6 protein-coding genes are annotated in these 13780 nt (G+C 61.7%); all 6 read right to left on the bottom strand.

What is annotated here, in order from left to right:
* Positions 1 to 141: 141 nt before the first annotated feature.
* From WC421_08925 to WC421_08900, 6 genes are read right to left on the bottom strand one after another with little or no spacing between them, the layout of a single operon-like run.
* Positions 142 to 606 carry a DUF192 domain-containing protein gene (locus WC421_08925; protein MFA5162355.1) on the bottom strand — a complete coding sequence of 155 codons (465 nt, stop codon included), beginning with the start codon at positions 604 to 606 and terminating at the stop codon, positions 142 to 144.
* Positions 603 to 2180, bottom strand: a complete 1578-nt coding sequence (locus WC421_08920) for a hypothetical protein (GenBank protein MFA5162354.1) — start codon at positions 2178 to 2180, stop codon at positions 603 to 605. Before WC421_08920 ends, WC421_08925 begins: the two co-directional genes overlap by 4 nt.
* Entirely contained in the window at positions 2177 to 2617 is a 441-nt protein-coding gene (gene dtd / locus WC421_08915; GenBank protein MFA5162353.1) for a D-aminoacyl-tRNA deacylase, read from the bottom strand. Before dtd ends, WC421_08920 begins: the two co-directional genes overlap by 4 nt.
* Entirely contained in the window at positions 2614 to 4248 is a 1635-nt protein-coding gene (locus WC421_08910) for an acyl-CoA carboxylase subunit beta (GenBank protein ID MFA5162352.1), read from the bottom strand. The genes dtd and WC421_08910 overlap by 4 nt, the downstream gene beginning before the upstream one ends.
* 9 nt (positions 4249 to 4257) lie before the next feature.
* Entirely contained in the window at positions 4258 to 4896 is a 639-nt protein-coding gene (locus tag WC421_08905) for a 4'-phosphopantetheinyl transferase superfamily protein (protein MFA5162351.1), read from the bottom strand.
* A gap of 28 nt (positions 4897 to 4924) precedes the next feature.
* Positions 4925 to 13723, bottom strand: coding sequence for an SDR family NAD(P)-dependent oxidoreductase (locus WC421_08900; protein ID MFA5162350.1), 8799 nt, complete (start codon positions 13721 to 13723; stop codon positions 4925 to 4927).
* Positions 13724 to 13780: the final 57 nt, after the last annotated feature.

Below are 13780 nucleotides of genomic sequence, written 5' to 3'. Positions count from 1 at the left end.
AAAAATCACGGCTTTTGGCCTGCAACTTCGCGGCCACCGGCTTACACACCCCGCCGGAGTGTGCTCGCCTCTGTCCGCTGCGTTGCAGGCCAAAATCCTGTCTTTTTGCCTCATAAACCTTATTCGGGAGCAAGTCTATTTTCATTTCCCGGCCTTCGGCTGCGGCAGCCTGAACTCAAGCGCCGAGCCTTTGACTATCCCGTGCCCGGCGCAGTATCCGGCTGGCAGTTCCAGCACATACCGGCCAAAACCGGGGACGCGGGCCACCTTGTCGTCGGGGGTGTCTTTGCGGGATTTGGGGACTTTGTCGTAGACCAGCAGTATCTTTTTGTCCGCGCCGATAAAAACTATGTCCAAGTCTATGAGCGTGTTCTTCATCCAGAAAACGTGCATATCCTCCTCCGGGAAAACGAAAAGCATCCCGCGCCCGGAGGCGAGGCTGGTCCTCAACATCAGCCCTTTCTCATGTTCCGCCTGCGTGAGGGCAAGCTCTGCCTCCACAACCGTTTTAGAGGGGGGGAAAGTTATCTTCACCGTTTTCGGCGCGGTTTTAGCCGCGGCAAAAGCCGCGGCGGAAACGGTTACGGCAAGCAGCAGACTCTTCATTTTTTATCCGGCAGCGCGCGGAATTCGGCTATGACCTCGCGCGTGGCGCGGGCCCAGTCCTCGGTTGAGGCGGGGCCTTTGCGCCCGCCCACAAGCCGGCACAGGTCATGGACGAATATGCCCGGCACGTTCCCGTCGGAATACATGCGGCGCATCGCGCGCGAGAAGCGGCTTTTATACTCGCCCAGCCCGGCGTTCTGGTGCAGGGGCCAGTCTATCACATTTCCGGCAACAAGCTGGACGTCGGCGGATTTGAGGTAGCCTCCCCAGTCTGACATCATCTCGGCGAACTGGCCGGAGGTGGCCTCGTAAAGCATGACCGCATCGTAGTCCGCGCCGGCATCGTTTATCATGGGCGGGTCCTGCCCGTGCTGCCAGCCCCTTTCCCAGCCCAGCGTGAACGCCCACAGCGGCTTGGAGGGACCCAGCCGGTCTTTTATATGGCGCACTATCCGCGCGACACTGCGCGCGCGCCACCACTGCCAGTCGTCTATGAACTGCTTGTTTTTGCGCGCGACCTTCATGGCAGCGAAAGCGGCCGTTTTTCCGCCGGGCGAAAGCCTGTCCCAGTTTTCCGGCCTGGGGGCCCAGGGCATTTCGGCGTAGAAATCGTCCATCAGCTCGTAGCCGCCAAGAGCATTGCGGATATAATCCAGCCCCAGATAATCAACCTCGGGCATATCGCGGAATTTAATCAGCAAATCGGCGATGTCGTCGGGCCTTTTGCCGTCGCGCAGCGAGACGGCGCGCACGTTTTTGAGCCTGCCGTTTTCAATCTCCTGCGCCCACTGGTAGCGGGGAAAAAAATTGTTTTTCTCTATATGCGTGAGATAGCACATCACCCACACGCCGAATTTTACGCCCCGCGCATGGCACTGCCGCCCCACCTCGCGCACGGAGGCAAGGTCCACAGTGTTCCACGGCGCGCCTTTGACGCCGGAGGTTTTGCCAACCAGCGCCCACACCGCGTCCGCGCCCAGATGCTTTGCCCAGCGCGCGGGCGCGTCTTTGCCGCCAATAGTGCCGTCGGGCAGCTTCATGCGGAGGGAACGGTAATCCCCGGCATACTCCATAGTAAGAACCACGAATTTGGGCGGCATTTTCGCCGGGACGCGGCGCGCTATCTCCACATTGCCGGCCTTGAGATATTTGCAGCCGCCTTCCAGCTCAAGCCGGTAGCTGCCGGGCGGGGCATTCCATGGGCAGGGCATTTGCCCGGCCCAGCCGTTGCGGACCGGCGTCATGTAAAACCGCGCCATGCCGCCTACCGGCCTTGCGTTCATCCCGGCAAGGCGCACAACCGGCGGATGAAGCCGCCAATTCTCCAGCAAGGCCCTGTTGCGGGTGGAAAGCCTGACCTTTATTATATCGTCGTGATAGTAAACCGGCGCGGCGGCTTTCAGCGACACCGCGTTGTACCAAAACCGGTGGAATATATAGAAGCCGCAAAAACACAGCGCGGCGGCGGCAGTCCACAGCGCATACTCCCGCCGGGATATTTTGCCGCCGCTAAAATCAAACAGAAAAGGCTGCCGCGAACGCGCGATGCGCGGGCGGCCTCGCGGATTTGTCATATACGCTCTAGCATGATGGTTACGGGACCGTTGTTGTGAATTTCCACATCCATGTGCGCGCCGAACTCGCCGGTCTGCACGGGTATGCCCTCTCGCGCGAGGGCGTCAACATAAGCCTGATAAAGTTTTTTCGCTTCTTCGGGCCGGGCCGCGCCGGCAAAATCGGGCCGGCAGCCTTTGGCGCAGTCGCCAAGCAGCGTGAACTGCGAAACAACCAGCGCCTGCCCGCCCACATCGGCAAGCGACAGGTCAAACTTGCCTTCCGTGTTTGAAAACACCCGCAGCTTCGCCGTTTTCGCCGCAAGCCAGAGCGCGGCGGCCTCTGTATCGCCTTCAGCCACGCCCAGCAGAACCACAAAGCCGCGCCCGATCTCCCGCCTGGGGCCGCCCGCTATGGCGACGGCGGCTTTCTCAACCCGCTGCACAAGGGCTTTCACAGCGGGATGTTGCCGCGGGATTCGTTTGTTCCCGGAATGCGCTTGTTGCGCAGGAAACGGAACGCCGAAATCAGCCGGTAGCGCGCCTGGCAAGGCTCTATCACCTCGTCTATGGAGCCGGTGGAGGTGGTCTGATAAGGCGAGGCGAATTTCTCGGCATACTCGGCGGTAAGCTTTTCCTTAAGCGCGTCCTGCTGCTCCGGCGGGGCTTCCTTTATGAGGCGCGATTGCAGTATTTCCACCGCGCCGCGCGGACCCATCACGGCAATTTCCGCGCTGGGCAGCGAAAAATTGAAGTCCCCGTTGAGGTATTTGGAACTCATCGCTATATACGCGCCGCCGTAGGCCTTGCGCAGGATGAGCGTCACCTTCGGCACGGTGGCCTCGGCATAGGCGAAAAGCAGCTTCGCGCCGTTGCGGATGACGCCGCCGTGCTCCTGCTCCACCCCGGGCAGATAGCCGCCCAGGTCCACCAGCGTCAGAAGCGGGACATTGAAGCTGTTGCAGAAACGCACGAAACGCGCGGCCTTCACGCTGGCCTGTATGTCCAGCGCGCCGCCCATCACGGCGGGGTTGTTGGCCACCACGCCCACGACCTCGCCGCCCAGCCGCATAAAGCCCACCACTATGTTTTTGGCGAAGTTCTGGTGGACCTCCAGGAATTTATGCTCGTCGGACAGCCACCAGATGATATGAGTTACGCGGTAGGGCCTGCGCGGATGGATTTCGCAGATTTTCTCCAGCAGCGGGACCTGGCGGTTGGCGGGGTCGGGGCTGTCGCCCACGGAAGGCTTTTCCCAGCGGCTCTGGGGCAGGAAGCTCAGCAACTCGCGCACCTGGCGGAAGCAGTCCGGCTCGCTTTTGGCGACGAAGTGGCACACTCCGGACTTGGAGGAATGCGGCCCGCTGCCGCCAAGCGTGTCAAAATCCACCTGCTCGCCCGTGGCGGCTTTGACGACCTCCGGCCCGGTGATAAACATATGGCTTATGCCTTCCACCATGAAGACAAAGTCGGTGAGAGCGGGCGAGTATACCGCGCCGCCGGCGCAGGGGCCGAGTATGACGGAAATCTGCGGCACCACGCCGGAGGCTTTGACGTTGCGCGCAAAAATGCGGGCGTAGCCGTCCAGGCTTTCCACGCCTTCCTGTATGCGCGCCCCGCCCGAATCCAGCAGGCCGATGACGGGGGTGCGCGCCTCTATCGCCTTGTCCATGACGGCGGCTATCTTCTTGGCATGCGCCAGCCCCAGCGAGCCGCCCAATTGCGTGAAATCCTGCGAGAATATGGCCACGTCCCGCCCGTTGACCTTGCCGAAACCCGTGATGACGCCGTCGCCTTTTATATGCTTGTCGCGCAGGCCGAATTCGGTGCAGGTGGTTTCCACCAGCGCGCCGACCTCGTTGAAGGTGCCCTCGTCCACGAGGTACTGTATTCTCTCGCGCGCGGTGAGCTTGCCCTTGGCCTTCTGGGCCGCCACCTTATCCGGCCCTGCGCCTTCAAGCGCCTTGCCGTAGATTTCGCGGAATTTGCGCAGGCTGGCCGGCGCCTCGCGCACCTTGCGCGGCTTGCCCTTGGAGGGCGCGCCGCTTTCGGCGGAACTTGAGGGGGGCTGGTTTATCAAATCATCCATAACAGTCTCCTATGAAAGCATGGCCACGCAGGTTACGCAGCCTTCGGGCATGCGGTGAACGCGCATCAGAAATTTCCCGCCGCCCCTGTCCTGCCACGCCTTGCGCGCGCGGCTGAAAACCGCGGGTTTGTGGCAGCCTCCGTCAAAACGCACGTCATAGAGGTCCGCTGAAAGCCCTATGCCCAGCGCCTTGAGAACGGCCTCTTTCTTGGCCCACAGTTCGGTGCAGTAAGCCGCGTCGGCGCCCACGGGAATTTCCGAGGGCTGAAAACAATCGTCAATCCAGCACTGGGGGCGCGCCTCTATTTTTTCCAGGTCCACTCCGATGGCGCGGCAATCCAGCCCCAACGCCGCCGCCGCGTGCCCCGCGCTGTGCGAAAGCGACAGCGGCTGCGGCCTGCGCTGCCCGCCCGCCACAAAAAACGGCTCCCCGGCAGGGGTTTTGGAAACCGTTATCTCCTTCATGCCCAGCCCGCAGTCCGGCCAGGCTTCCAAAAACGCCTTTTTGGCGGCAAAGCGGGCGCACAGCCAGTCGCGCCGGCGCTTTTCGGCCAGCAGGACCGCGAATTCACTCTCCTCCCCGCCGGACAGAAACCCGTCCCGCGGGGGAACTTCGCCATGGCTTGAGATGACAAGTATCGCTTTCATAAGCCGCCACAGTCGGAGGATACGCCGCTCAGGAACGGGCTATCATCCGGTAATCCTGAAGCTCAATCCAGATATTGCCGTCCTTGTCGCAGACGCAGGCGTCGTAAACGCTTTTGCCCTGCTGGTCCTTGCCTTTGAACCGGCAATGCACGTCCAGCGTTTCCGGCGCGTCGGACTGCTGGGCGTAAACACGCAGCTTCCCTACGTAGTCGGGCAGGGCCATGCGGTTGTCAACCGTCAAATCCCGGAAGCCGCAGGCCTGGAACGCCGCCTCTATAAGCAGCGGGAAGGCGCACAGTTTTACCTCTCCGGGCCAGACTGGTGTTGCGGGGCGGCGGTAGCGCGCCGTAACCGAATCCGCCGTTACCGATATAACCGATTCCAGCACCTGGAAGCTGGGGCCGTGGAAATAGAGCTTGTATATCGCCGCCTTGTCCGCGGAGGGCGGGCGCAGCGCGGGCTGCGGCCTCTGCGCGTCTTTGAACACGGTCTCAAACGCGCCCAGCGTCCTGGCCGAAAAATGCCGGCGCGGCGCGCCCATTTTCTCGCCCTGCGGGTTTACAAAGTCGGATTCAATAAACATCTCCGCCTGCGCGCCGGTTTTGGAGGCGGACACGCGCACGCCCTGCGGCCTGTTGCGCAGCAATTTTATCGGCAGGGAGAAATGCACATCCTCCAGCCCGGCGGAAGGCTTGCCCGCCAGCGCGGCGGCGGCTTCCATGAAAGTCTCTATGCCCATCACGCCGGGGACATAGGGCGTGCCGTCTATGGAATGGTCCGCCAGATAGGGGTCTTTTTCAAGAGAGAATTCCTTTTCGGCCAGAAGGGAGCGGCCTTCCTCAACCATCGCTATCCGCTCCACGAAATGCATGCCGCCGGAAGCGGCGGGGGGGGCGGAAGGCGCGGGGCCGGACGTCTCGCCGGTCAGCGGGGATTTCACCTGCCCGTCCCAGTCCAGTTTGCCAAGCGACGCACTAAGCACTATTTCCGGCACGTCGCCGTGGATTATTTCGTCTATAAGCGTCTGCATCCCTTCCTGCGGCTGCAAAAACACCATGCCCTGGGATTTCAGGAAAGCCTCCACCCCCGGCCTTACCGCCATGCCTATGGAGGCATAACCGCTCATGTCGGCGGCATAGGCGCGTATTCCCGAAGCGGAGAGGCTGATGGCCAGCTTGGCTATATAATCGCTGGCGCTGGCGTAATCCGACTGGCCCAGGTTGCCGAATTTGCCGGCTATTGAGGAGATGAACACCCAGAACCCTTTCTCCTTCACCGCGCCGGAGGCCAGCATGGCCATCGCGCTGGCGGCCTTGACGTCGTAGATGCGCATGAACTCTTCCGCCGTCTTTTCGTTGACCAGCTTGGAGCGTTCCAGCCCCGCGAAATGCGCGGCGCCGTCTATCTGGCCGAATTTGGCCTTGATATCGGCCATGGTTTTGTTAAGCGCGGAAAGGTCCAGCAGATCGCAGTTGAAATACTCCACCTGCGAGCCGAGCTTTTGAATCTCCTCTATATGCCGGTGCAGGCCGACGGCGTCCATTACCGCGCCGAACTCCTTTTCCAGTATAACAGGGGTCCCCTTGCGCGACTTGTCGGCCCGCATTTTGACCCAGAGCGAATTCTTAAGCTCCGCCAGCTGCTCCGCGTTCATGGCGGCCCAGCGGGCGCTCTGCTCGTCGTGGCGGATGATATCCAGCACCACAAAGCGCATCTTATGCTGCTGTGCGGCCATCTTTGTAAACAATGCGCCCAGGCCGCGCCCGCCGCCGGTTACAAGCACGGTTTTGCCGTCCAGATTAAAGCGCTTTATGCTTTTGTCCAGCGGAACCGGCAGGGCGTGATAGGTCTGCCGTTTCCCGCCGCGCATGGCTATGGCGAGGCGGTCGTCCCCTTCCAGCACTTCGGCCAGGGTGGCGCGGGCGACTTCCTCGGCTGCGGTTTCCGGTTCAAAGTCCAGCAGCTTGGTGCGGGTTTTGGCAAGCTCCTTCATGTCTTTTCTGAAACACTGCACCGCGCCGGAGAGCGCGCCGGGGAACGGGTCAAAATCCCTGGCGGCTTTCATGCCGAAGGCGCCGTCTATGGTGATGTTGACGGATATGAAGGTATCGGCGTCGGCCTGGTCGGCAAGATTGCCTTCAAATATTTTGCAGGCGTGGAACAGCGGCATCACATAGCGGATCAAATCCGCATGCGGGTCCGCGCTTTTGTCCAGCCGTGGATTGCCCGCGCCCAGCAGATACACTATGCCCTGTATGCGCGGATTGTCGGAGGCATAGTCGCGCAGCGCCTTTTCGGTCTCCTCAAGGCTGCGCCAGTCAACGGTGGCGGTGTTTTTACCGCGCGATTTGGCGGAGGTGAACACATACACCGGCACCTTGAGCTGCGACAGCTCGTACTGGAACGCGCGCGTAAGCGCGGCATTGTCCGACATTATGATTACGGGCCGCTTGGGGGAAAGTTTGCGCCCCGCCTTTGCCTCCAGCGGAACATCCACCAGCGTCGGTATCAGCCGTATAGTGCCTGTTTCAGGCTTCGGCGGCTGCGGCGCGGCGGCGGGGGCCGCCTGCGGCGCGGACGCCGGGGCGGAGGATTCGGACAGCACGAAATTGATGCAGTGCCGTATCGTCGGGTAATCCTTAAGTTTCACGCCTTCCTTGCGGGGAATGCTGTAATGCTCCCGTATGGCGGCGAAAAGCTCGGCCTGTTTCACCGTGTCTATGCCCAGATCGGCTTCCATGTCCAGGTCCAGGTCCAGCATGTCCTGCGGATAGCCGGTCTTCTCGGCCACCATTTTAAGGACGGCGGCCTTCACTTCCCCGTCGCTCAGGCGGGCCGGAGCCGCGGCTGAAAACGGTTTTGGCGAAGGCGCGGGGCCCTGCGCCGGTTTCGGCGCGGGCGCGGACGTGGCGGCAGCGGGAGCGGCGGGTTTGGCCGCCGGAGCGGGCGCAGCCGGCACGACAGGCGCAGCAGGCGCCGCCGGAGCCGGCGGCGCGGACGCGCCGGACTTGCCGCCCGTCTCTCCCAGAACGAAGTTGATGCAATGCCGTATCGTCGGGTAATCTTTCAGCTTTACGCCTTCCCTGCGGGGGATGCTGTAATGCTCCCGTATGGCGGCGAAAAGCTCGGCCTGTTTAACCGTGTCTATGCCCAAATCGGCTTCCATGTCCAGGTCCAGCTCAAGCATATCCTGCGGATAGCCGGTTTTGTCGGTGACAAGTTTAAGGATTACGGCCTTCACCTCCGCCTCGCCATGCGCGCCGGAAACAGCAGCCGGAGCGGGCGGAGCAACAACAGGGGCCGCAACCGCGGGCTTTGCGGCGGCAGCCGGAGCGGGCGCGGCGGAAACAGCAGCCACGGACGCGCCGGACTTGCCGCCGGTCTCGGCCAGAACGAAGTTGATGCAATGCCGTATCGTCGGATAATCTTTCAGTTTTACGCCTTCCCTGCGGGGGATGCTGTAATGCTCCCGTATGGCGGCGAAAAGCTCGGCCTGTTTAACCGTGTCTATGCCCAGGTCGGCTTCCATGTCCAGGTCCAGCTCAAGCATATCCTGCGGATAGCCGGTTTTATCAGTGATGAGTTTTATAATGACGGCCTGCGCCTCCGCCTCGCCATGCGCGGCGGAAACGGCAGCCGGCGCGGACTGCGCGACTGCGGCGGGAACAGCAGCCGGCGCCGCCGGTTTTGCGGCTGCCGGCGCAGACGCGGCGGGTTGTCCGCCGGTCTCGGACAGGACAAAGTTAATGCAGTGCCGTATCGTCGGATAATCCTTTAGTTTGACGCCTTCCTTGCGGGGGATGCTGTAATGCTCCCGTATGGCAGCGAAAAGCTCGGCCTGTTTTACCGTGTCTATGCCCAGGTCGGCTTCCATGTCCAGGTCCAGCTCAAGCATGTCCTGCGGATAGCCGGTTTTATCAGTGATGAGTTTTATGATGACGGCCTGCACCTCGGTCCCGCCATGCGCGGCGGAAACCGGCGCGGCAGACGGCGGAGCCGCCACAGCCGCGGCAACCGGCGCGGCAGCGGCATAAACCGCCGGCGCGGCGGGAGCATGTGCAGCCGGGGCGGGAGCGGCGGGCTGCCTGGCTGCGGCCACGGCCTTGTCAACATAAGCCTGCGGCGCTTCCACCACAACGGGCGGCTGTCCGCCTTTGCGCAGAAACTCGCCGCTGTCTTTGACGCGCAGGGTGTTGTTGACCACCTCAAGCTCCGGCAGTGTCTGGCCGGAAATCTCTTTAAGCCAGCCATTGTATTTCTCCGGGTATTCAACGCGCGCCTCGCCTTTTTTGAAGGTGCGCTCCAGCAGCGTCATCGCGGTCTGCGAGCCGAAACCCGCGCCAAGCCGTATGGCGTATTTCAAATCATACTCGCCACCCTTGCTGAGCGTTATGCCGGCAAGCTCCGGGTCCGGCTCCTTATAATTGGCAATCGGCGGCACCGTGCCGGTGTTGAGCGCGCGCACGGCGATTACATCCTCCAGCCCCGCGCCCATTGTATGTCCGGTGAAGCCTTTTACGTTGCTGACCACCACGTTCGGCGCGTCCGCGCCGAATGTGCTCTTTAAGGCGTTAACCTCCGCCGACGCGCTGCCGCCGCGCGCGGGCGTATAGGTTTCGTGCGACATGAAAAGCATGTTGCGCGACATTTCGGAACGGCTGAGGCCGCGCTGCTTCTCGGCCCGGGCCACCAGCCTGTCCATAATCTGCGCCACATGGTTTACGTCCAGCCGGGTGGGGTGGAAAGCGCTGTTGGCCGTCTCGGTGGACAGAACGCGCGCCAGCGGCTTCATGCCGCGTTTGCGGGTTTCGGTTTCATCCTCCACCAGCAGGGCTGCGGCGCCCATGCCAACTATCAGGCCGTGGCGGCGGCGGTCAAAGGGAAGCGCGGCTTCGCTGACCGCGGACTTGGTGGTGGCCGCTCCGGTGGAAAGGAAGCCGGCGAACAGCCAGTCGCGCACACGCTCGTTGGTGATATCGTCTGCGGCGACAACCAGCACCCGCTTTGCGCGCCCGACCCGTATCCAATCCTCGGCTATGCCGACGGCCTGGGTGGTGCTGGCGCAGGCCGCGCTGATATGCGTGGCGGGGCCGCGCGCCCGTATCCACTGGCAAAGCTGGCTGTGGCCTATGGGGATGATCCTTAGAAGGAAGTTCTGGTTAAAGGTATATGCCTGTTCCGAGTCCGAAACTTTGGTCTTGCTGTAGTTTTCCGCAAACCACTGCGACAGCTCGCGCCGCAGCGCCGGGTCCGTAACGCGCTGGATAAGCGCGTCGTAAAAGCCGTAGATTTCGTCCGAGCTTTTTTTGCGGAAAGTATATGTGAGGCAGCGGGACACCTCGTCTATAAGCGCGTTCACCGACGGGAAAGCCGAGGCGAAAATAACGCCGGTATCGTCCATCATCTGCGCCGGCAGGCCCCAGCGGTCCGGCAGATAGCCGCCGGTGGAGGTTTTGCGGTAATGCTGCACCAGCGGTATGCCCGCGTCGCGCAGCGCCAGCACGCCGGCGGCAAGGGCCAGCTGAAAGGAGGCGTCCATAGCGCCCACCCAGTTTGCGGGCAGGCCGAACTCTTTTTCCAGGTCAAAGCCGCCGCGCACCGCAGCCAGCTTTATGGCGTTTTCTATGGAGGAAAGCCGCTCTATCCGGTGGTCGCCCGTGGCGGATTTGAGGACGGAGACTATGTTCTTGTCTATCTGGCGGCGCATATCCTCCGGCGAAAGCTGCTCTATCATGTTCTGGCCGCGCAGAATCTCGTCTATATTGCCGTCGCGGAACACCTTGTCCCAGCTGCCGGGCGTGCCGGCGGCTATACCGCTTACGGCTATGTCGTTGGAATTGAAGCCGAACTTGTCCGGCGCGCATTCGCGGGCCGGCTCCGGGTTGGCGGGAACATGCGCAACAGCAGCCGGCGCGGGAGGCGGCGGGGCGGGGGGAACGTTGATGCCCGCCGTCTGCGCGGCCCATTCCGCGTAGGCCGGGGTGAATGCGCCGCGGCCTTTGGAGATATCGGCGCCGCTCCAGTCAACAGCCACGCCGGCGGCGGTGAGGCTGGCCAGCAGGTCGTTGAACTCGTTGATGCCGCCTTTCTTGGGATGATTGGATGCCAGCACCACTATGTCTTTTCTGTCCTGCAAAGTGCCGGTGGCCAGGGCGCTCAGCACCCGTTTGGGGCCGCATTCCACATAAACGCGCACGCCGCTGTCATACATTTTGTGCAGCTGCTTCATCCACTCCACGGGGCTGGTTATCTGGCGCAGCAGCAGCTCGCGCACGCCCGGCTCGTCCGGCGGGAAATAGCCGGCGGTCACGTTTGAAAGTATCGGAATTACCGGGCTGGAAACGGGAATACCGCCCAGGTATTTGCGGTACGGCTCCACGCCGGGGCGTATGATTTCGGAATGGAAGGCGTGAGAAACCGGTATCTCCGCCGCCTGGACGCCCAGCGCGTTGAACAGCTTTATGGCTTCGGCCACCGCCTTGCTGTCGCCGGAGATGACGGTCTGCGTGGGACAGTTCTTGTTGGCGGCGATGACATAGCCTTTTATGCTTTTAAGCTCCGCCTCCACCCGCTCGCAGGAGGCGGCGACGGAGGCCATTTTGCCCGTGTCGTCCACCTGGATATTGGACATTTCCTTGGCCCGGTTGGTCACCGCGCGCAGGCCGCTCTCAAAAGTGAATATCCCGCAGGCGACGGCGGCGGCGTATTCGCCCAGGCTGTGGCCCATGGCGATATCGGGTTTTACGCCGAAGGAGGTCAGCAGCCGCATCATCGCGATATCCGCGGTCAGGACCGAGGGCTGCGTCATCTGGGTCTGGCGGATGGCGTCCTCGCGCTTGGCGAGCTCGTCTGCGTTTTCGCCGGGTTTGGACCAGACGGTTTCGGTTATGGTAACGCCGATAAGGGCCTTCAGGATACGGTCGGCCTCGTCAAAAGTGTCCTGCACCACCTGATATTTGGAGGCCAGGTCCTTCATCATGTCTACGTACTGGGAGCCCTGCCCCGGGAACATGAAGCCTATTTTCGCCCGCCCCGTCGCCGGGTGGAAGGGGTATATTCCCTTCATTTTCAGGTGAAGCGAGGGGACCCGCCACACATCGCCAGCCTGGGCGGTTTTGACAAAAAACGAGATTTTGTCCTTAAGCTCCGCCGCCGACTTGGCGGAAAGCGCCACGGCGAAATCGCCGCGCGGCGCGCAGTTGAGCGCATGGGCGTAGGCGATGACGGGATAGGGGTCCGTGTTTTTCAGCGATGCGGCGAAACTGTTGAGTCTGGAGACAAGCTCCGCCTTGCTGGCGGCGGAGAAAGTTATCGCTTCCCCCTGAAGTTTTTGCGGTTCTGTATGCATGGAAACCGGCCTCCCCTGTGAGGATTCAACCGCCGGAACGGCGGCCTTGGCTGCCTTGTAATCCGGCAGCCTTGTTCCCGACACGTATTCTTCCAGTGCGGCGTGGAAATTGGTCCCGCCGAAACCAAAAGACGACACATTGGCCCGCCGCAGCTTGCCACCCTGCCATTGCTCCGGCCCGGTGATAACACGGAAAGGGCCGTTCCAGTCTATGTTAGGATTCGGCGTGGCGAAATTTATAGACGGCGGCAGCGTCTTGTTATGCAAAGCCAGCGCGGCCTTTATAAGCGAGGCCACCCCCGCCGCCGCCTTGGCATGGCCTATCTGCGACTTTATGGAGCTTATGCCTATGGCTCCCTTCGCAATCCCGTATTTGCCAAAGACCTCCACCAGCGCGCTCATCTCGGACACGTCGCCTACGCGGGTGGCGGTGCCGTGCGCCTCCACAAAACCGACGTCCGCCGGGGTGTAATCAAGCTGGGCGAATGTTTTTTCTATGGCCAGCTTCTGACCCTTTGGATTGGGCGCGGTGATGCCTTTTCCCCTGCCATCGCTGGAAGCGCCGATAGCGCGGATGAGGGCGTAGATTTTGTCGCCGTCGCGCACCGCGTCGGAGAAACGTTTAAGCAGCAGCAGCCCGGCGCCCTCGGCCATCACAAAGCCGTTGGCGCGCGCGTCAAACACGAAAGACCCGTCCGCCGAAAGCGCGCCGATTTTGCAGAACTTCACATAGGCCGAGGCGGACATCATCTGGTCCACCCCGCCGGCTATGGCCATGTCAAAATTACCCAGCCGCAGGCCGTTTACCGCCTGGTCAACCGCGGCAAGCGAGGTGGCGCAGGCCGCGTCAACCGAGAAATTGGCGCCGTTGAGGTCAAACACATTGGCCACCCTGCCGGCTATCACATTGGAAAGCTCGCCCGGCATGGTGTCTTCCGTGATGGGAAGGTAGCGGGAACTCACGACTTCATCCAGTTCCTTTATAACAGCCGCCCCCGCCGCGCCCAGGGAGGCGAAAGTCCTGCTTTTCCGCAGCATCTCGTAATAATCGTAGCGGCCGATGCGCAGCAGGCTGGCCTCGTTTTTCATCCCGCCCATGGCGTTGCCGATGACGGCAGCGCAGCGCTCCCGGTTGAAAACCTTTTTATCGTAGCCGCCGTCCGCCAGGGCCATATGCGCGGTCTCTATGGCCAGATGCTGCACGGCATCCATCTGCTTTGCGACCTGTGGCGGGATGCGGTACTTGACCGATTCAAATTTGAAATCTTTTATGAAACCGCCTATTTTGGAATAGGTTTTATCCGGCGCCTTGGGGTCCGGGTCGTAATAGACATGCCAGTCCCAGTGGGAGGAGGGAACTTCGGTTATGGAGGACTTCATGCCCAATATATTGTTCCAGAAGGTGTCTTTGTTAAGCGCGCCGGGCATGACCGCGCCTATCCCGACAATGGCAATAGGCTCTAAGTTGTCGCATTTCATGGGATAACTCTCCTCCTGCCGGCATCAGCCGGGAAAAGCGGGGGACGGTTGCTGCGC

The organism is Elusimicrobiales bacterium, from assembly GCA_041651175.1.
Lineage (GTDB): Bacteria > Elusimicrobiota > Elusimicrobia > Elusimicrobiales > Elusimicrobiaceae > JAQTYB01.
The sequence above is the reverse complement of the archived record's forward strand: the minus strand, read 5'-3'. Positions and strand labels throughout refer to the sequence as shown.